Genomic DNA, 20,296 nt, shown 5'->3' on the forward strand with positions numbered 1-20,296 from the left:
CGGCATATAAAAAAAAAAAAAAAAAAAAAAAACCTCACCCGCGGGGACAACCTTTTTATGCCTATGATATGACCTGCCCCTATGAAACTGATTTTAATTGCCGGATTAAAGACGATCATGATGTCATTGGAACTTGCCCTTGTTGCGATACGCAATATAACTTGCTGGATGGTGGCTATGTCATCAGCGGTCCATCGGCCGAACCTTTAAAACAATACCGGGTCAATGTATCGGGAGGCCGATTGCATGTGAGCAATTAGTCATCAGCAAATTTCATGAAGTTCGCGTTTGGTTTCTTCCAGAAGAAAAATCCGGTCGAATGATGAACGGAAAACCCAGTTGGTTAGTTTATTGCGATAATGAAAATTCAGCTGATTTTGAAACGAGCGAAGATGAATGAGGAGCCACAGTTCCACCGGTTTGCTCTTTTGGTAGAGATAAATTTTTTCCTCCTTGGCCGAAATGGTATGTTCAATGTTTTGATAAAGCAGCTCGGGATTGTGGTAGTAACCCAGGTTGTCGTAGAAAGTTTGTCCATGCAATTCAGTCAGTTCAATACCAATCACTTTTTTCCGGTTTAGACGAACCAAAAAGTCGGGCGACTCGGTTTGCAACACTTTACCTTTTGGAAAGTCGGCAATCAAATTTCTGAAAATTTGCAGAACCTGTTGCTCATGTGCTTTTTTGTCGGGCATGCCCGAAGATACAAAAAAAAGCAGCCCGTGAGCTGCTTTTTTATATCAATTAATAACGATAGTGGTCTGGTTTGTAGGGCCCTTCCTGCGGAACGCCGAGGTAGCTGGCCTGGTCCTTAGAAAGCTTGGTAAGCTTCACGCCCAACTGTTCGAGGTGCAGGCGTGCCACTTCTTCGTCCAAATGTTTGGGCAAACGGTACACGTCGGTTTCATAGTCGTTTTTCCACAATTCAATTTGTGCCAGTGTTTGGTTGGTGAATGAATTGCTCATCACAAACGACGGGTGTCCGGTGGCGCATCCCAGGTTTACCAGGCGGCCTTCAGCCAGCAAATAAATGGCATGACCATCTTCGTAGATGTATTTATCAACCTGTGGCTTGATATTCAGTTTTGTGATGCCGGGCCATTTTTCGAGGCGCGACACCTGTATTTCATTGTCGAAGTGACCAATGTTGCAAACAATAGCCTGGTCTTTCATGCCAGCCATGTGTTCGGCAGTAATAATATCCTTGTTTCCCGTGGTGGTTACAAAAATGTTTCCTTCGTCCAGTGCCTCTTCCATGGTCTTCACTTCAAAGCCTTCCATGGCCGCTTGCAAGGCGCAAATCGGATCGATTTCGGTTATAATGACCCGGGCGCCGTAGCCACGCATTGATTTGGCACAGCCTTTACCCACATCGCCGTAACCGGCCACCACAACAACTTTGCCGCCAATCATCACGTCGGTGGCACGTTTTATGCCATCGGCCAGCGATTCGCGACAGCCATACAGGTTGTCAAATTTCGACTTGGTAACCGAGTCGTTCACATTAAAGGCTGGAAACAACAAGCTTCCTTTTTCCATCATTTGATACAGGCGATGCACACCGGTTGTCGTTTCTTCTGATACGCCCTTGATTTCGGGAGCCGTGCGATGCCAGCGTTGCGGATCTTCGCTCAGAATGCGTTTCAGAGTTTTATTGAGTTGAATTTCATCTTCTGCTTCCAATTCCTCGTCCAGCAAGGCCGGATTCTTTTCGGCCGCGTAACCGTGGTGAATCATAATGGTGGCATCGCCTCCGTCATCCACAATCAGTGTTGGTCCTTGTCCATTGCCAAAGTCGAGCGCGCGTTCGGTGCACCACCAATATTCGGCCAGGGTTTCACCTTTCCAGGCAAACACCGGAATTCCGGCTGCAGCAATGGCCGCCGCCGCATGGTCTTGCGTACTGAAAATATTGCAGCTGGCCCAGCGCACGTCGGCACCCAGCTCAACCAAGGTTTCAATTAACACCGCGGTTTGGATGGTCATGTGCAGCGAACCCATAATTCGGGCACCTTTTAAAGGCTTTTCCTGTGCGTATTTTTTTCTGATGGATATCAGTCCGGGCATTTCTTTCTCGGCAATTTCAATTTCTTTTCGTCCGAACTCAGCGAGCGAAAGATCAGCCACTTTATAATCCATTTTCTTTTCTGTCATTGTTGTCATAGTGTGTTCAATTTTGGTGTGCAAAGATAGCAATTACAGATGAAACGACCATGAGTTAAAGTAGATTGGGAATGGGAGTTAAAGTAGATTGGGAATGGCGGGCGCGCATGCCGCCAGCAAAAGATTCTGCCCCGTCACTATTCTTGTTCAAAAAAATCGAGGACATCCAATTTGTCTTTCTCCAATTGCGAGCGCAAGCCATCAATCGACCCAAATTTTTGTTCCTCTCGAATTTTGGTGATGAAATTCAATTCGAGCTGTTTTTTATAAATGTCTTTGTCGAAATCAAAAATATGGACTTCGATGCTTCGGTGGTCGGCGTTGTTGTTAATGGTTGGTCGCGTCCCGATGTTTAGCATGCCGCGGTGAACAACCCCGTCGATATGAACAAGAACGGCATAGACACCGTAACCCGGAATGATTTTGTGCGGATCGGACGCTTCGATGTTAGCCGTCGGAAATTGAATTTTTCGTCCCAGTTTTTGTCCTTCTACAACCGTGCCGTGCAGGCTAAACGAATAGCCCAAATACCGGTTGGCTTTTGTGATGTTACCGTTTTGAAGTGCCTGTCGAATTTTCGTTGAGCTGACATTGATGTTGTCGGAAAGTAGCGCATCCAGTTTCTCCAGTTTAAAGTTGAAGGCCATGGCCAGTCCCTGAAGCATGTCAAAATCGCCTTTGCGGTCTTTTCCAAACTTGTGGTCATAACCCACAACAAGGCTGTCAATATTTAGCTGGTTGACCAGAAGAATGCGGACAAAATCGGTGTAGCTAAGTTCAGAAAATTCTTTGGTGAACGGGAAAATAATCAGGTGATCGACACCAGCTTGATCAAGAAGCTCAATTTTTTCATCCAGCGTGGTAAGCAGGCGCAAACTTCCGTGGTCTTTGTTTAGCACCAATCGCGGATGTGGCGAAAAGGTAAAAATGACAGACTCTCCCTGTTTTTGTCTGGCAATTTCGTTGAGTCGATTAATGACTTTCCTGTGCCCTAAATGCACACCGTCAAATGAACCGACCGTGAGAACCGGTTTGCTTACTTTGAATTCGTTAACGTCGCGATAAACTTTCATTCAAGTTTTGTTTTGCAGTGCCAAAAGTAGTATAATTTTGCATTTCTGAATAGTGGTCGATTGCGAAAACAAGCCCAGTGTCAAAAGATTTCACACGAGCCGGTGATTTGATTGGTAATTTATTATTTTTACCCACCATTTTAAGAATTGAAAAAAACTGAATCGTGAAAAGATTATTTGTATTGGTGATTTCGATTGCTGCCTTTGTTGTAGCCTGTGATGATTCGACGCATTACAAAATTTCGGGACGCATTAGTAATGCCGAGGGACAGTATGTTTACCTCGATAAGTTGAAGGTAACTTCGTCTGAAAATGTCGATTCAGCAAAAATAGGCAAGTCGGGAGAGTTCGAATTTGATGGTATTGTTCAGCATCCTACTTTTTTTCTATTAAAGCTTAGCGAGCGAAATTTTATCACGCTGCTGGTTGATTCTGCCGAGCAGGTTGAGGTATCCGGCGATGCAGCTAATTTTTCGCGCGATTATTTGGTGACCGGCTCTGAAGGATCGAAGCAGGTGCAGGAGCTAAACCAGCGACTCAGCCGGACCAAGCACCAGTTGGATTCTATCAGCTCGCTGCATGTGCTGTTTCGCACAGATCCGAATTATCCGGCCCTTCAAAAGAAATGGGAACAGGAATACAATCAAGTGGTGGAGGAGCAGATCAAATATTCGCAAAATTTTGTGACCTCCCATCCTTTTTCAATGGCCAATGTTTTGGCGCTTTATCAGAAATTCGACAACGATAATTTTGTTATTCAGGATATTCAATCATTGAAAACGGCCGCCTCGGCTCTAAATTCTTTCTACCCGGAGTCGGAACACGTGAAAGCACTGTATGCCAACACGATTAAACTGATGCAAGATGAGCGCAATGCGCGAATTCAGAAACTCATTCAGGAGCAGGGCGAAAATAGTCCAGACATTGTACTGCCGAATCCCGATGGAAAGGAAGTTGCTTTATCGTCCCTGCGTGGGAAATATGTGCTGGTTCAGTTTTGGTCGGCGCAGGATCGCGGATCGCGGATTATGAACCCGGTTTTGGTGGAGCTGTACAATAAATATCACCGCAAAGGTTTCGAAATTTTCCAGGTAAGTATCGATGAAAATCGCTACGAATGGATTGATGCCATTGATCAGGACAAGCTTTCCTGGATTAACGTAGGTGACATGGAAGGCAGCCGGACGGCGGTGATTAATTATAATGTGCAGCAAGTTCCCTTCAACTATTTGCTCGATCGGGAAGGCGTTATTATTGCCAAAGATTTGAAAGGACCGGCTCTGGATCGTTTGCTGGGCGAAAAGTTGAAATAACCGCTGCCGTTATTTTGTCCCGTATTCTTTGACGAAACCAATTCGTGTTACTTATTTTTTACTGGTATATTTGTCCGGTTTTTTTTGATAAAAGAATAGAAATTGACTGATTATCAAGATAAAATATATTTTATTTCTGACATTCATTTGGGAGCTCCGGCCCTGAAGAATAATCGGGAGCGCGAGAAATTGTTTGTATCCTGGCTCGACGAAATTAAAAAAGATGCTTCGGCACTTTTCTTAATGGGTGATATTTTCGACTACTGGTTTGAATACAAAACCGTTGTCCCTCGTGGATTTACACGCACTTTGGGTAAATTGGCCGAAATTGCCGATTCGGGGATTCCGGTTCATTTTTTTACAGGCAACCACGATGTTTGGGTGTTTGATTATTTGCCATCCGAATTGGGCGTGCATGTTCATCGCGAAGAAATGCGGGTCGCCTTTTCAGGGAAGAAATTTTTCCTGGCTCATGGCGATGGCTTGGATCCTTTCGACAAAGGTTATCACCTGCTGAAGAAGCTTTTCACAAACCGTTTTTTGCAATGGCTGTTTTCCTGGTTGCATCCCAACTGGGGCGTGGCGCTGGCGCATGCCTGGTCGAAAAAAAGCCGCTTAACCAAGGGAATGTTTGTGCCTTTTCATGGCGAAGAAAAAGAAGGACTTTACCTTTTTGCAAAATCAACCCTTGAAGATGAAGAAGTTGACTATTTTATTTTTGGTCATCGGCATTTGTTATTAGATTTGCCCATTGGAAAAAACACACGCTACATTAATTTGGGCGATTGGATTTCGCATTTCTCCTATGGCGTGTTTGATGGTGAAAAATTTGAATTGAAAACATATAAAGGTCCAGGCGAAAGCCTATGAATTGATTGTTATGGCTAAGAAGATCTACACAAAAATTATTGGCACAGGAAGTTACATTCCTGAGCAGGTGGTAAAAAATGAATACTTTTCTGACTACAAATTTTATGATCCTTCCACTCGGGAACCTTTCGATAAAACCAATGAAGAGATCATTGAAAAATTTCATGAGATTACCAATATCGAAGAGCGCCGTTGGGTGAATGAGGACCAGGTAAATTCCGATATTGCAGCTGAAGCCATCAAAAGAGCCTGCCAGGCAGCCGGAATAAGTTTGGATGACCTGGACTTCATTATTGTGGGGCACAATTTTGGCGATGTGGCTTCCGGCAGAACCCATACCGATATTGTTCCGTCGTTGGCCAATAAGGTGAAAGGAAAGTTGAATCTGAAAAACCCATTTTGCATTTGTCACGATGTCATATCCGGTTGTCCCGGCTGGACCCAGGGAATGATTATCGCTGACGCATACATCCGCAGTGAAACCTATAAGCGGGGTGTCGTGGTTGGTTCCGATGTGCTTTCCCGCATTTCCGATCCGCACGACCGCGACAGCATGATTTATGCCGATGGAGCTGGCGCAACAATCGTTGAAGGCACCTGGTCGGATGAGCCAATCGGAATTTTGTCGCATGCCAGTCGTTCCGATGCCATTCCATATGCCAATTTACTGACCATGGGTGTTTCGTCAAATCCGGATTACGAAGGCGATGACCTGTTCATAAAAATGATAGGCCATAAATTGTATGTGTACGCTTTGAGCTTTGTGCCTGGGGTTGTAAAAGACAGCCTGGAGAAAGCCGGCCTGCAACTGGGCGATATCAAAAAAGTGCTGATTCATCAAGCGAACGAAAAGATGGATGAAGCCATCCTGAAAGGAGTTTTCAAATTATATAAGGAGAAGCATATTCCCGATGGAATTATGCCCATGAGCATTAACAAGCTTGGAAATTCATCAACGGCCACGGTGCCAACCCTGCTTGATCTGATTGTTAAGGGGAAGATGGAAAACCAGGAAATTTGTCCTGGCGATTATGTTATTTTATGCTCGGTGGGAGCTGGAATGAATATCAATTCGATTGTGTACAAGTGGTAGCAACGATTGCTTGACTTAAATATTGAAGCTGTCTCATCAATTGGGGCAGCTTTTTTTTGTTTACTGAGGGCCTCATTTTGAACGAGGCCCTCAATAAATGTTTCCACTTTACGACTACACTTCGCTCATTTCGGCAAAGTATTTATAAAACAGAGGAATGGTTTGAATGCCTTTGTAAAACTGTTCCAGCGGATAGTTTTCGTTGGGTGAATGAATGGCATCCGCTTCGAGGCCAAAGCCCATTAAAATGGTTTTGATTCCCAGCACTTGCTCAAAAGTAGAGATGATTGGAATCGACCCTCCACTGCGGTTTGGCAGCGGTCGACGGCCATATACATCGAGGTAGGCTTTTTCAGCGGCTTGATAAGCCGGCAGCTCAATCGGGCAGGCATAGGCTTGTCCGCCATGCAAGGGAGTCACTTCAACCTTAACGGTTTTGGGAGCAATACTTTGAAAGTGCGATTGAAACATTTCCGCAATCGCCTCATGGTTTTGGTTGGGCACCAAGCGGCTACTGATTTTGGCAAAGGCTTTTGATGGCAGCACGGTTTTGGCACCTTCGCCGGTATAGCCTCCCCAAATGCCGCACACGTCAAACGAAGGGCGGATGCCGGTCCGTTCGATTGTTGAATAACCTGCTTCGCCGGCAACCTCCTCAATGTCCAGTGCTTTTTTGTAGCTGTCCAAATCGAAAGGCGTTTTGGCCATCAAAGCCCGTTCTTCTGCCGAAACTTCCAATACATCATCGTAAAAGCCCGGGATGGTAATGTGTCCGTTGTCGTCGGTCATTTGCGCAATCATTTTCGACAGCACATTGATGGGGTTGGCCACGGCACCGCCAAACATGCCCGAGTGCAAATCCCGGTTGGGGCCGGTAACTTCCACCTGCCAATAGGCCAAGCCACGCAAGCCAGTGGTAATGGTGGGCAGGTCGGGCCGAATCATGGTGGTATCGGAAACCAGAATGACATCGGCTTTCAGCATTTCCTTGTTTTCTTCGCACCACTTGCCCAGGTTGGGTGAGCCAATTTCTTCTTCGCCTTCAATCATGAATTTTACATTGCAAGGCAAGGTATTGGTTTTCACCATCAGCTCGAAAGCTTTGGCGTGCATCATGCTTTGGCCCTTGTCGTCGTCGGCCCCGCGTGCCCAGATTTTCCCATCGCGTATTTCGGGTTCAAACGGCGGCGATTTCCATAGTTCAAGTGGTTCAACCGGCATCACATCCATGTGCCCGTACACCAGCACGGTGGGCTTTGCCGGGTCAATAATCTTTTCGCCATAAGTCACCGGATTGCCATCGGTTTCAAATACTTCTGCATGATCAGCGCCGGAGCTCATCAGTAACTCTTTCCAATACTCAGCAGCCCGGTACATGTCGGGCTTATGAGCCGATACGGAACTGATGGATGGAATGCGGATCAACCCAAACAATTCATTCAGAAATCGATCCTTGTTTTCTTCGATGTATTTTTCAATCAAATTCATGCTTTTTCTTTTTGTTTATTTCAGAATCAGTAAAATTAAAGTTTTCAAAGGAGAATGAAGAAGAGAAAACTCATGGAATTCGGATTCAGATTTTGACGATGCTCGGTTCTTCACTTTTGCCGAAGAGTTTAGATTGTTGCAGCATTTGAATGGAGACGTCGGCAATATTATACAGCAAGGTAAATTGCATTTTGCTGAAACTGTGTTCGGCTGATTGCATGTGTTGACGAATCTGATTCTGGATGGCCTTCAGGTCGTTGTTCGTCATCGGATTGGCTGAGGAGCCGGAGTGATCGTCACGCTGCAAGGCTTCCAGAATTTGTTTGGCAAAATGGATTGATTCTGCGTTGGGCGTTTGCTGTTGCTCGCGGTGGGCACCAAAGGCCGAGAGGTACGACAGCAGAGCATGGTTCAGGTAGGTTAACGTAAAAGCTTGTTGCTGAAACTGCTGACGTTTTTGTGGTTCCACTTGCATGTCTTGCCAGGCCAATACCAGGGCGTTGTCGGCCCGGTGTGCTTCGCGGCGAGCAATCCGGTAGTCCAAGTCATCGCCGGTGGTCGGTTGCTCATATTCGAGAATGATGGCCCGAAAGTAGGCCGTGTTTTTAATCAGTGCGTGTTCCAGTAACTTGGGCAACCGTTTATGTTGCCAGTCGGGCCACAACAGCCGGACGGTGGCAAAGGCCAGGGCGGCGCCAATCAGGGTGTCCAGCAGTCGGGGCCACATCAGGGCCACACCTTTGTCGGCAATCAGGTTGAAGGCGCTGAGTACAAAAATGGTGATGAAGATCACTGAAATGGCATACCTTCGGCGCAGCCAAACAAAAAAAGCAAAGGCAGCAGACAGCAACAAGATCAGTTGGCCAGCCGTTGTTGGCAGCAGCTGAACGATTAGCACACCTCCAATGACACCGCTGATGGTCCCCAGTATTCTTTGAAAAAGGCGACGACGGGTTTCACTATAACTGGGTTGGCACACAAACAGACTGGTCAAAATAATCCATTCGCCTTTGGCCAAATCAAAGCCTTCGGAAATGGCAAAACCAATCAAGAAACATAAGCTGAGCCGGATGGCATGTCGTAGCCGCGGATGATTAAAGTTGAGTTGGCTGCGCAGTCGTTCTCCAATGGTTCGTTTGTCTTTTGCCAGCTGGGGCGTGATACTCCTTTGTTGGTTTTCGCTTAGATTGACCAACGACTGGTGCGAGCGGGTGAGGTTTCGAACCAGCAATGCGAGCGGGTGTGCCTGGCTGGCGCCGCGTTTCTCCAGTTGGTCGTTCAGCACGTTGACCACCCAGCCCAGCGATACCGGGTGACGGTAGGGAATGCCGGTCAGCAGGCTGTTGGCCAATTGTTTGGTTGCCTGCGACAGCTGAACCAGCGTTTGCCCAATGCCTTCCAGCAATTCATGGTTTTGCGGGTCGCTGCTCAGCAAATCGTACCGGTCGTGGCTCGATGCGGCCCGTTCATGCAAACCCTGCAACAACATGAAATAACGGAGATAGGGTTTCAGCGGGCCATCGTCCTGAAGGGCGTCGGAGTAACTGTTGAGCACTTCTTTACAGCCTTCCAGCGCATCAACGACTTGCACATTTTGCAGAGCGAGCTGGTTGCGCAGTTTCCCTTGCAGTGCTTCGTCGCTGGGGAACAGGCTGGCTTTGTAAACGAGGTATTTTGACAGGGCCAGAAAGCCGCGGGCTAGGCGTTCTTCGAGCAAACGCCAGGGGTGTAGGTATAAGAAAGCTAGCGAAATGAGGCCATAGAACAAAGCTCCTGCCGGCAGCAGAATGGGTTGCCAGTACCAAGCAGGACTGATTTCGGTGCCCAGCATGGCATAGATGCCTACGAGGATTGCGCCGAAGGTTACCCCGCGATAGCGTTCGCTAAGTCCGCCAATCAGTAAAAAAACAATGGTGGAAACTGCAAGCCCAAGTCCCATTACGATGGGGTAGGGACGAAGCAACTCAACGGCCAGACTCGAGATCCCGAAACTGACGACCTTTAAAGCCAGCGATTTGATGCGGCCTTTGGGGTGATCATCTGTCTCGGACAAGGCGCCGGCTAAGGCTCCCAGCGCCAGGGTGATGGCCATAAACGACTGGCCGGCAACAACAAGCGGAACAGCTAGCAGGGCAATGGCAAAAGTGGCTTTGGCTGCCATCAACAGGTCGGGCCTGCTGAGAAAAGCCTGACGATAGGCGTTGTACCATGCTCGGCTTGTGAGTCGTTCGGCCAGCCGTTGGGTTTTATTTTTTGTCATTCGGTATGTTGTTTTTTTATGTGTGGCTTTCAAAATTAACAAAAAAGAGTGGACGCCGTTTTCTGCCCGTTCGTAATGTTCAATGCGAATGATGTGTTTTATTTTATTCTGAAAAAAAACAAAAGCACCAATCTCCCGGATTGATGCTTTCGTGATATCTTGTTTGTGCCTATTTTAAAGCGAATACTTCAGCCACGAGCTGTTTTCCTGATAATCTACCACAGCAACATCGTTTGTTTGCAGGTGGAAACTGCTCATGGTTTGCTGAATTTCCTGCCGAAGCATGTTCAGGCCACCTTCAATCATGTCGCGTCTGAAACCCTCGTCAGCCAGTCGGTGAACCATGTCCATGGAGATGACTCGGCCCAACACCTGGCCAAGTTCAACCAGTTTTCGCTGCGGAAGTTGTAGGTCCATTTCAAAATTGAACAGCTCCTTTAATTGATCAGCTGAACGGTTGGTCAGTTCATATTCCTTGAGGAAATTGAATAAATTTCGTTGTTTTAGTTTGCGCATTTGTTTTACGATTCCCTCTGAAATTTGTGCGTACAGAATATCATTTGATCCTTCAAAGATCTGGAACGGGCGGCTATCGACAATGCCTCGGCCTCCCAAGTGGCTCAGTTTGTATGCTTCGGCACCCACCAACTGGGTGATGGATTGGGCAGCCTGCTGCATCAGGTCGGTTACCACCGATTTTACGGCGTTGGCTTCAATTCCAATGCCGGTCAGGTCGTTTTCTACGCCGGCTTTTTTGGCGCTGTTCGAGCACATGGCCGAGCAGATGGTGAACGAAGCTTGCAGCTTAGACAGGCGTTCCTGAACCTGGTCATAGGAAAACAGGCTTTTGCCGCCAACGAAGCGCTGCTTGCAATGGCTAATGGCTTCGTCCATAATTCGGTGAATGAATCCGATGGCCATGCCCGGGAACTGCATGCGCGAGCGGTGCAACAGGTCGAGCATCATTTTCACTCCGGTTGAATGGGGTTGTAAGTGCTGAACTTCAGGGATTTTTACGTCGATGTGGTTTCGCCCGTATGGAATTTGATACAAGCCCAGGTTGTCGTAAAATTCTTCCACTTTAATGGATTGATTGGGCTGGGTCACATCGCAGATAAAAAAATCGATGTCGCGTTGCAAATCGCCATCGCTGTTTTTTCTTCGGGCGGTCAACAGCCAAAAGTCAGCCCATCCGGTCAGTCCGGCCCAGTGTTTCTTTCCTTTGATATGGAACTGGCCTTCTGATTCCTGAAAATGCGTCTGCATGCTCAAGGCATCACTTCCAAAGTCGGGCTCGGTTATCATCAATCCGCCCATGTTCCGATGTTCAATAAAGCGTTTGAAAACAGAGGCTTTCGCTTCTTCCTGGGCGTATTTTCCTACCGGTTGTAAAAATAAAGCAGAATTAATTCCAAAGGTAAGTGATAGTGCCAGCGACTCGTACGATGCTGCTTCCAGAAGGGCCAGGTTTTCATTCATCAGGGCGCCTCGTCCGCCATAAGCTTTGGGAATACCGATTGAAAGCGGGTTGCATTCCATGATTTCGCGCAGTACAAAGGGCGGAAGGCCCCGTTGCTGGCTGTATTTGTCAATATCACCCCGCTGGTGATAGACTTGTTTCATTTTTTCTTTTAGTTTCCCCAAAAATTGCTGGATGGGTTCCTGTGTGTTTTTTTTGTTCTCCGGAGAGTTCGTCTTCATCTCAATAATCTCATTCATTCGTTGTTCTTTTAAAGCATGGCAAATTAAACCTCGCAAAAGTTCAGAACACTTGATCTTCGATATTGTTCTTTTCCGGTTGAAATTAGATTGCCTCTTATTATGTGAGCTTGTTGACGGCCAGAGCTGGAGCTTGTCGGCTGGTTCCGATCGTAGTTTCAACTTCAGCTCGCAGAATTAACAGGTTGATTGGCCTGGTGAAATTGGTTTTGATACTGAACCGGCGACAGGGATGTTGTGCGTTTAAAACAGCGGTTGAAGTTGGATAAGTTGTTAAAGCCACTCTCAAAACAAATTTGTGATACGCTTTGCTTGCCTTCGAGCAAGAGTTTGCAGGCGTAGCCAATGCGCATTTCATTGACGAATTCGATAAACGATTTGCCGGTTTTTTCTTTGAAGTAGCGGCAAAAGGCCGTGGTGTTCATTCCAATGTGGCTGGCAACCATATCGAGTTTAATGGCTTGCCGGTAGTTGGCATTAATAATGTGCATCACTTTGTCGAGTCGTGTGGTTGACCAATTGTCCAGGTTGAGGCGATAGCTTTTGCTGGCCAACAACTTGTATTGGTTGGTTTTAGACAGTTTTTCGAGAATGTTTAGGAATAGCAAGGTACGCTCCAATCCTTTCTTTTTTAGTAGTTTTTTCAGCTGGGGGCCCAGGCGGTCGGCCACCGATTTCTGAAAACTCAAACCGCGGGCAGCGCGTGACAGCAAATCACGGATGGCCAAAAACTCCGGATAGTTTTCCAACTGGTCTTTGAAAAAGTGAGCTGGAAAATGGATGACAATGGCGTTGACCCGGTAGTTGGGATCATTCAGAAAGAAGGCTTCGTCGTTTTTCCAAAAATGTGGAAGGTTGGGGCCCAGCAGAACCAAATCGCCATCCTGAAAATCCTCGGCGTGGTCGGCTACAAATCGTTTCCCAAAGCTCCTGATCACGTAAACCAGCTCATATTCAGAATGAAAATGCCAGGGAAAGGTGAAATGCGGAAAATCATCCCACTTAATATTGAAGGAGTTTGTTCCCCGAAAGCTGAGTTGTTCGTGCATAATTTTCATGGGCAATTATTCTGGGATTGAATGCAAATATAGTATTTGTCTATGTAAATATACCATCTACACTCTTGCTTATGATATTCCTTTTGAGCGCTTATTCGTTCACTTCGCTATATTTGTATTCTCCCGGAAGTGCTTTTGCGTTTCGGAGTGGATTCGTTATTTTGATTTTTCGCTTTATTTGAAATAAACACCAGCAGTTATGAGGGGCAGGTCAGGAAAAAATAAACAGGAACAAACCGCCGGCAATGAGCCGGCCATTTCCGTACACGCGAGTCAACTGGCGGCTATTGGGCCAGCTATTGTGAGCCAGGTTGAGCGAAAGCCGAAACTGCCGACTTTGCTGAAAGCGGCGGCCAACAAAATTGTGGAAGGAGCCTCGCCGGCGGTCATTGCGGTTGCCATTACTTACAATAAGCAGGAGTTTTTGAGCAAGGGCTTTAAACATTCTGCCATGGTTTTGCGCAGTTTAATTGAAACGTCGGAAGATCCCGAAGGCGTCATCGAAGTTTATTTCAACACGGATTTGGTGGGCTCTGAAAATATGCAGGATTACCTGGCTGTTAAGGAACACTTGCCGTTTTGGCGTACGATTATCAGCGGAGCGATTGCCAATATCAGGCTAAAAGACTTGACTCACCGGCATGAAGAGCGCAAAAAGGAACTGACCGGAATTGACCGGGCCAACGAGATTTTAACGAACTCGACCACGCTGTCTGAAAGTTTAGCCGAATTGTGCGAGTTTCTGCCCCATGCTTTTCAGCACGCCAAACATGCGCAGGCGAGAATCGTTTACAATGGGGAAAGCTACACCAGCAAACGATTTAAAGAAAGCCAGTGGAGCCTCAGGCGAACTTTTGAAACGCCCGATCAAAGGCAGGGCAGCGTTGAAATTTTTTACACCCGCCAATTTCCGGATGCTGATGATGGCCCTTTTCTGAATGAAGAGTGCAATTTTTTGAAAAATCTGAGTTCGCTCATTTTGGGCACCATCAGCCAATATGCGCTCAAAGATCTCCTGTTTGAAAATACCGAACGATTGAAAGAACTAAAGGGCATTAACAGCACCTATGAAATTCTGAAACGCTCAAGAAAGCTGGAAGACAGCCTGCCGCAAATTTGTGCCATTATTCCTGCTTCATTTCAATATCCTGAGGATACCGTTGTACGCATCAATTATGGGGGAAATAGCTATAAATCTGTTGGTTTTAAAGAGACTCCCTGGATGATTAAGCAGTTTTTTCAGACGGATACTACGAAAAAAGGCAGCATTGAAGTGTTTTATACCCGACAGTTTCCGGAGCTTGACGAAGGCCCTTTTTTGAAGGAAGAGCGCAACTTGCTGAATAATTTGGCTGAGCTGATTGCCGGGCGGGCCGTGAAAAACATGTTTACCCGCTTGCATCGTGTGAATACGGAACGGCAGAAAGAACTTCAGGCCATCAATCAAACTTCAAAAATTATTGAAGAAAGCAACAGTGTTGACGAAGCGCTGCAGCGCATTTGTAACATTTTACCGCAGTCGTGGCAGTACCCGAAATTTACCGCTTGCCGGATCCGTTTCGAACGGCGCGAGTACATCACTTCCAATTTTGACGAAACACCGTGGGTGCAGCAGGAAGGCTTGATGACGATCGACAATAAAAAAGGGAGCATCGAGGTGTTTTATCTCAAACAATTTCCCGATGAACAGGAGGGCCCTTTTTTGCGCGAAGAACGTGACCTGATCCGAAACATCAGCAAGTTGGTCAGTGGCTACCTGAATAGTCACAAAGGTCTTGAAATTATCAACAACAAAGGTGTGGTGATCAGCAGCCAGCACCGGTCCGACGAATTTCGAAAATCGCTGGTGCGCACCAAAAAGCCGCTGCAACTTTATTTTAACCAGCAGTCGCTCGAGAAGTATGTCTATCTCGATATGATGAAGTACAAAGTGAAGCACATCTTGTTTGTTTCAACCCTGTACGATGCGTTTATGCTCGAAAGTGAAGATTCATTTTTTGAGAAATTTCTGGGTGAAATCTACCAGTACAGCCTGTTTTCGCTTCCGCGAATTACCGGTGTCTCGTCGGCTGAAGAAGCGCTCGAATTGCTGGAGACCACCAACTTCGACCTGGTCATCCTGATGGCAGGCCTCGACCGGAAGGCGCCGATTGATTTGAGCGAACAAATCCGCGATAAAAATAAATCCATTCCAATTTATTTGTTGCTCAATAAAAAGAGCGACCTGAAGTATTTCGAAGGCTTGCTTCCGACCATCCACTCCGTCGATCAGTTGTTTGTTTGGAATGGCGACTCACTCATTCTTTTCGCCATCGTCAAATCGATTGAGGATCGGGTGAATGTTGAAAATGATACCCGCGTTGGCTTGGTGCGCGTGATTTTGGTGATCGAAGATTCGCCCTTGTACTACTCCAAATACCTGCAATTTTTATATTCTATTGTGTTCGACCAGGTGCAGCAAATTTTGCCTGAGGTGGAGAAAAATGAGCTCGACAAAATCGGACGCATGCGTTCGCGCCCCAAAATTTTGCTGGCAAAAAATTATGAGGAGGCCACCGCAATTTTCAATAAGTACAAAGATTTTATTTTGTGTGTGATTAGCGATATGGAATTTGAGCGTGCCGGGCGAATGGATAAAAAGGCAGGAGTCAGTTTTATTCAATATGCCAAGGCCAATATCCACAAATTGCCGGTTGTGCTTCAGTCGTCGGAGGTAAGTAACCGGAATTACGCCAAAAAGCTCGACGCTGTTTTTCTGGATAAGAATTCGGAAACGCTATTGCAGGATTTGAAGCATTTTTTGAAAAATTATTTGGGCTTCGGAAATTTTGTTTTTCTGAATGCCAAGGATGAAAAAATAGCCGTCGCCAAGTCGTTACGCGAGTTTGAGACCCTGTTGCAGAAAATACCGGATGAGTCGTTTTATCTTCATGCCCTCGAAAATAATTTCTCACTTTGGCTGATGGCCCGGGGCGAAATCCAGCTGGCTCGAACCCTGAACCCGGTTCCGGTCAATTCGATCGAGAACGTGGGCGAGTCGCGCAAATTTTTCCTCGAAACGATTAACCGATATCGGGAGGAGAAGAAGAAGGGACGAATTATGGGCTTTGATGAAACCGCCACGCTTGATGAGCGCAATATCGTGTCGTTCTGCGCGGGTTCGCTGGGAGGAAAAGGACGCGGATTGGCTTTCATCAATGTGTTGATTTATAACTACGATTTTTCGGCCCTGGCGTCGCAGATTAATATTTCCACACCAATTACCGTTATTGTTGGCACCAATGAGTTTCAAAACTTTATCAACAGAAATAACCTGATCGAGGTGGTTACTGACCCGGATATCAGCTACAGTGAACTTCGAAAACGCTTTTTTGAGGCCGAACTGTCGAGTTCGCTTATGCGTAAGCTGAAAATTCTGGCCAATCAAATCGACAAACCCATTGCTGTTCGCTCATCCAGCACCTCCGAAGATTCAATTACGCATCCTTTTTCGGGCGTGTTCGACACCTACATTATTCCCAACAGCAAGCAAAACAAGCGTAAGGTCGCTGAACATTTGTCCAATGCCATCAAGATGGTGTACGCTTCAATCTATTCTGACGGGGCCCGCACGTATTTTGAAGCCATTCAGCATCGGGTGGAAGATGAAAAAATGGCCATCGTTTTGCAGGAATTGGTGGGCTCGTATCATGGCGACCACTATTATCCACATATTAGCGGGGTGGCCCAGTCGTACAATTATTATCCGGTGGCCGATATGAAGCCGGAAGAAGGTTTTGCCGTGATCGCCATCGGGCTCGGAACCTACGTGGTGGGAGGCTGGAAGTCGTACCGTTTTTCGCCAACCTATCCCAAGGTTTCGGTCTATGGAATCAAGGATTTGCTCAACAGTACCCAAGTGAAGTTTTACGGGCTGAATTGTACGAACCTTGACCTCGACTTACTGAACAAAGGCGAATTGGCCTCGCTCGATTTGCTGGATATCGAAGAAGCCGAAAAACATGGCACCCTGAAACATTGTGCTTCGGTTTACAACCCCGACAACGACCGCATAGAACCGGGGCTCGATACCTACGGACCGAGGGTTGTCAACTTTGCCAACATTCTGCAATACGAATACATTCCGCTGGCCAAAACCATTGATGCGATTTTAAATGCCGTTGAGGAAGCTTTTGGTTCGCCGGTTGAAATTGAATTTGCCGTTGATCTGACACCGGGCAAGCATGGTCTTCCTACGTTCTATCTGTTGCAAATAAAACCGCTGCTGGCCAGCCTCGAGTCGCATTATTTTGATTTTAATGCCATTGATCCGGAGAAAATGCTGCTTCGCTCGGGAATGAGCCTGGGGAATGGTGAAATCAATAAAATCACGGACGTCATTTTTGTTGCTCCCGATAAGTTCAACAAGATGAAAACCATGGAGATGGCCGCCGAAATAGAATCCTTGAACAACAAAATGGTGAAGGAAAAGCGAAAGTATATTCTCATTGGGCCGGGACGCTGGGGCACACGCGACCAGTTTTTGGGCATTCCGGTCAATTGGGCACAAATATCGAATGCAAAGGTGATTGTGGAAACCAGCCTCGAAAACTTTCCGCTGGATTCGTCGCTGGGCTCGCACTTCTTCCACAACGTAACCTCCATGAATATTGGCTATTTTTCGGTGCTTCATCATTCTTCAACCGATGTGATTCGTTGGGATCTGTTGAACGAGCAAACCCTTGTTTCAGAAACAAACTACTTTAAACACGTACGTTTTAAAAATCCGCTACGGGTGGTGATGAACGGAAAAACGAAAACGTCGGCCATCATCCTATAATGTTTAAACCCCAGGAGCATGATTCACATTGGAATATATAACGAGCATAAACTAATGGGCACGGGTCTGGCGGCCATTCTGGAGCAAGTCCCGGATTTTGATGTGCTGTTTTGCACCGAAAATAAGGACAAGCTGATGGTGTTTGCCCAAAACGGAAATCTGAATATTCTGGTGCTCGCCATTCATGATACTTCCGTGCGAACCATGAACCTGATTGTGCGCTTGTCGCTGATTAATCCCAAAGCCCGGCTGCTGGTCGTGTCGTTCGACAACAGTGAAGAAACCATTATCAAAATCGTGAAATCAAAAGCCAAAGGCGTTTTGGGGCGCGAAGCGTCGAAAAAGGAGCTGATTGAAGCCATTTACACCTTGCGAAATGGCTTCGATTATTTTACGAGTTCAATCAGCCAGATGGTACTCAACCAGTATATTAACAAGCTGGAAACCCCGGAAAATAAAAACGAGGGCTTGGACAGTTTGAGCGAGCGGCAGATTGAAGTACTCCGGCTTTGGGGAAAAAGCTATTCGAACCAGGAAATTGCCGATGAATTGTTTATCAGCGTCCGGACTGTTGATGCCCACAAAAACCACATCATGCAGAAGCTCCAGCTCAAAAGCATGGTCGAGTTGGTTAAATTTTCAATTAAAAATAACATCATTGAAATTTGAAAACGACGGCAGCCCATTGGTAACTGCCAAACGCAACTGTTTTCAAGGGGCTGCAACCGCCTTCCATTATTTATAACCGTCTTCCTTCTATAGGTGAATCACCTAATTAGGCCCCCAAATTTAAGGTTTGCCCGCTTCTGTATTATTTTTGGTGAAACGATTCGATTTGGCTGTTCACTTCGGTAAAACAGCTGATTTCATAGTATCAAAGGAATTAAATAAACCAAAAAATATCGTATTATGGCTGATTTGTTAAATGTAAAAGTAGATGAATTGATGGCAAAAGTAATTGCCAAAAATCCAAACGAAACTGAATTTCACCAAGCAGTGCAAGAGGTTGCTGCTTCGTTGATGCCTTTTATCAATGAAAATCCAAAGTACCTCAACAATAAAGTGTTGGAGCGCATGGTTGAGCCTGAGCGTGTCATCATTTTTCGGGTGCCGTGGATTGATGATAAAGGTGAAGTGCAGGTAAACCGTGGGTTTCGTATCGAAATGAGCAGCGTTATTGGACCTTACAAAGGCGGCTTACGCTTTCACCCAACGGTGAATCTTGGAATCCTGAAATTTCTGGCCTTTGAGCAAGTCTTTAAAAATAGTCTGACTACCCTGCCAATGGGTGGTGGAAAAGGTGGTTCCGACTTCGACCCAAAAGGAAAATCGGACAACGAAGTGATGCGTTTTTGCCAAAGTTTCATGACGGAACTGCAACGCCACATTGGGCCAAACACCGACGTGCCTGCCGGTGACATTGGTGTGGGCGGAAGAGAAATTGGCTATTTGTTTGGCCAGTACAAACGGATTAAAAACGAATTTACCGGTGTGCTGACCGGCAAGGGAATTGAATATTCGGGCAGTTTGATTCGGCCAGAAGCAACTGGCTATGGAACCGTTTATTTTGCTCAGGAAATGCTGAAACTGAAGAACGACAGCCTGGAAGGAAAAGTGGTTGTGATTTCAGGATCGGGCAACGTAGCCCAATTTGCCACCGAAAAAGTGCTGGATATGGGTGGAAAAGTCGTGACTTTGTCTGACTCTTCTGGTTTTATTTACGACAAAGATGGCATTGACCGCGAAAAGTTGGAATACGTGATGCAACTGAAAAACATTCGCAGGGGCCGGATTAAGGAATATGCCGACAAGTATGGCGCCGAATACCACGAAGGCAAAACCCCGTGGGGAATTGCCTGTGATGTGGCTTTGCCGTGTGCCACACAAAACGAGCTGAACGAAGACGATGCCAAAACCTTGGTTAAAAATGGCTGTTTCGTGGTTGCTGAAGGAGCCAACATGCCATCGACTGCCGAAGCGATCGACGTCTTTCTGGAAGCCAAAATCCTTTATGCTCCCGGAAAAGCGGCGAATGCTGGTGGTGTAGCCGTATCGGGACTCGAGATGACGCAAAACTCCATGCGCCTGCCATGGACCCGTGAGGAAGTTGACGAGCGCCTGCAGCAAATCATGACAAGCATTCACGATACCTGCGTGAAATACGGACGGGAAGATGAAAACTACATCGACTACCAAAAAGGAGCAAACATTGGTGGCTTCATCAAGGTGGCTGAAGCGATGATTGCCCAGGGAGTGGTATAAGAATCGCTGTTGTTTCGACTGTGATCCGGACAACCGCACAATTCAACATACATTGGTTCTTTCCAAAATGTTGGGCTGTGCGGTTTTTTTTATTGCTTCCGTACTGCCGTTGGTCGCGCCTTACCCCGCAGTTATTTCAAACGAATTCAAATTCACAAATAAATATCATGTTGATTAT

The 20,296-nt window shown here is 46.4% G+C and carries 13 protein-coding genes and 1 pseudogene; 7 read left to right on the plus strand and 7 right to left on the minus strand.

Going from position 1 to position 20,296, the window contains the following annotated elements; genetic code table 11:
- Positions 1–260, plus strand: a pseudogene (locus tag NC99_RS22210) (hypothetical protein); the annotation flags it as partial.
- 3 nt (positions 261–263) lie between these two features.
- On the opposite strand, the gene NC99_RS20350 reads toward NC99_RS22210, so the two are convergent.
- The 3 genes from NC99_RS20350 to NC99_RS20360 all read right to left on the minus strand — a co-directional run bounded on the left by NC99_RS20350 (position 264) and on the right by NC99_RS20360 (position 3,236).
- A complete protein-coding gene (locus NC99_RS20350; RefSeq protein WP_053188434.1) occupies positions 264–695 on the minus strand; it encodes a hypothetical protein in 432 nt (143 codons plus the stop codon).
- 49 nt (positions 696–744) lie between these two features.
- Positions 745–2,163 (minus strand): adenosylhomocysteinase, encoded by a 1,419-nt coding sequence (gene ahcY / locus NC99_RS20355; RefSeq protein ID WP_053188438.1) that lies wholly within the window; start codon positions 2,161–2,163, stop codon positions 745–747.
- A gap of 137 nt (positions 2,164–2,300) precedes the next feature.
- The gene (locus tag NC99_RS20360) at positions 2,301–3,236 is read right to left on the minus strand and encodes a bifunctional riboflavin kinase/FAD synthetase (protein WP_053188441.1); all 936 of its coding nucleotides are present in this window, start codon (positions 3,234–3,236) and stop codon (positions 2,301–2,303) included.
- 164 nt (positions 3,237–3,400) lie between these two features.
- Here NC99_RS20360 and NC99_RS20365 point away from each other — a divergent pair, with 164 nt between their 5' ends.
- The 3 genes from NC99_RS20365 (at position 3,401) to NC99_RS20375 (ending at position 6,512) form a co-directional block, all read left to right on the plus strand.
- Positions 3,401–4,549: a TlpA disulfide reductase family protein gene (locus NC99_RS20365; protein WP_053188444.1), complete on the plus strand. Its 1,149-nt coding sequence runs from the start codon at positions 3,401–3,403 to the stop codon at positions 4,547–4,549.
- 102 nt (positions 4,550–4,651) lie between these two features.
- The gene (locus NC99_RS20370; RefSeq protein WP_053188447.1) at positions 4,652–5,419 is read left to right on the plus strand and encodes a UDP-2,3-diacylglucosamine diphosphatase; all 768 of its coding nucleotides are present in this window, start codon (positions 4,652–4,654) and stop codon (positions 5,417–5,419) included.
- Between the two features lie 10 nt (positions 5,420–5,429).
- On the plus strand, positions 5,430–6,512 hold the full coding sequence (locus tag NC99_RS20375) for a 3-oxoacyl-ACP synthase III family protein (protein WP_053188450.1): 1,083 nt from the start codon (positions 5,430–5,432) through the stop codon (positions 6,510–6,512).
- Between the two features lie 114 nt (positions 6,513–6,626).
- On the opposite strand, the gene NC99_RS20380 is transcribed toward NC99_RS20375, so the two are convergent.
- The 4 genes from NC99_RS20380 to NC99_RS20395 all read right to left on the minus strand — a co-directional run bounded on the left by NC99_RS20380 (position 6,627) and on the right by NC99_RS20395 (position 13,037).
- Positions 6,627–8,000, minus strand: a complete 1,374-nt coding sequence (locus NC99_RS20380; RefSeq protein WP_053188453.1) for a dipeptidase — start codon at positions 7,998–8,000, stop codon at positions 6,627–6,629.
- A gap of 85 nt (positions 8,001–8,085) precedes the next feature.
- Positions 8,086–10,260, minus strand: a complete 2,175-nt coding sequence (gene yccS / locus NC99_RS20385; RefSeq protein ID WP_053188456.1) for a YccS family putative transporter — start codon at positions 10,258–10,260, stop codon at positions 8,086–8,088.
- Between the two features lie 174 nt (positions 10,261–10,434).
- Positions 10,435–11,979, minus strand: a complete 1,545-nt coding sequence (locus NC99_RS20390; RefSeq protein WP_204375077.1) for an acyl-CoA dehydrogenase family protein — start codon at positions 11,977–11,979, stop codon at positions 10,435–10,437.
- Positions 11,980–12,143: 164 nt separating this feature from the next.
- Complete coding sequence (locus NC99_RS20395; protein WP_053188458.1) at positions 12,144–13,037, minus strand: AraC family transcriptional regulator; 894 nt, start codon at positions 13,035–13,037, stop codon at positions 12,144–12,146.
- 199 nt (positions 13,038–13,236) lie between these two features.
- On the opposite strand from NC99_RS20395, the gene NC99_RS20400 reads away from it, so the two are divergent.
- From NC99_RS20400 to gdhA, 3 genes are all read left to right on the plus strand, one after another.
- Positions 13,237–17,856 carry a PEP/pyruvate-binding domain-containing protein gene (locus tag NC99_RS20400; protein WP_053188461.1) on the plus strand — a complete coding sequence of 1,540 codons (4,620 nt, stop codon included), beginning with the start codon at positions 13,237–13,239 and terminating at the stop codon, positions 17,854–17,856.
- Between the two features lie 18 nt (positions 17,857–17,874).
- Positions 17,875–18,525: a response regulator transcription factor gene (locus tag NC99_RS20405; RefSeq protein WP_082326614.1), complete on the plus strand. Its 651-nt coding sequence runs from the start codon at positions 17,875–17,877 to the stop codon at positions 18,523–18,525.
- Between the two features lie 240 nt (positions 18,526–18,765).
- Positions 18,766–20,118: an NADP-specific glutamate dehydrogenase gene (gene gdhA, locus NC99_RS20410; protein WP_053188467.1), complete on the plus strand. Its 1,353-nt coding sequence runs from the start codon at positions 18,766–18,768 to the stop codon at positions 20,116–20,118.
- The last annotated feature ends 178 nt before the right edge of the window (positions 20,119–20,296 follow it).

Origin of the sequence: Sunxiuqinia dokdonensis, from assembly GCF_001270965.1 — a bacterium.
Taxonomy (GTDB): domain Bacteria; phylum Bacteroidota; class Bacteroidia; order Bacteroidales; family Prolixibacteraceae; genus Sunxiuqinia; species Sunxiuqinia dokdonensis.

Bases quoted from the DNA above. Each gene is read 5' to 3' on its own strand.
- gdhA (WP_053188467.1), top strand. From the start codon at position 18,766: ATGGCTGATTTGTTAAATGTAAAAGTAGATGAATTGATGGCAAAAGTA.
- NC99_RS20375 (WP_053188450.1), top strand. From the start codon at position 5,430: ATGGCTAAGAAGATCTACACAAAAATTATTGGCACAGGAAGTTACATT.
- NC99_RS20390 (WP_204375077.1), bottom strand. From the start codon at position 11,979: ATGAATGAGATTATTGAGATGAAGACGAACTCTCCGGAGAACAAAAAA.
- NC99_RS20400 (WP_053188461.1), top strand. From the start codon at position 13,237: ATGAGGGGCAGGTCAGGAAAAAATAAACAGGAACAAACCGCCGGCAAT.
- NC99_RS20380 (WP_053188453.1), bottom strand. From the start codon at position 8,000: ATGAATTTGATTGAAAAATACATCGAAGAAAACAAGGATCGATTTCTG.
- NC99_RS20395 (WP_053188458.1), bottom strand. From the start codon at position 13,037: ATGAAAATTATGCACGAACAACTCAGCTTTCGGGGAACAAACTCCTTC.
- NC99_RS20350 (WP_053188434.1), bottom strand. From the start codon at position 695: ATGCCCGACAAAAAAGCACATGAGCAACAGGTTCTGCAAATTTTCAGA.
- NC99_RS20405 (WP_082326614.1), top strand. From the start codon at position 17,875: ATGATTCACATTGGAATATATAACGAGCATAAACTAATGGGCACGGGT.
- yccS (WP_053188456.1), bottom strand. From the start codon at position 10,260: ATGACAAAAAATAAAACCCAACGGCTGGCCGAACGACTCACAAGCCGA.
- ahcY (WP_053188438.1), bottom strand. From the start codon at position 2,163: ATGACAACAATGACAGAAAAGAAAATGGATTATAAAGTGGCTGATCTT.
- NC99_RS20360 (WP_053188441.1), bottom strand. From the start codon at position 3,236: ATGAAAGTTTATCGCGACGTTAACGAATTCAAAGTAAGCAAACCGGTT.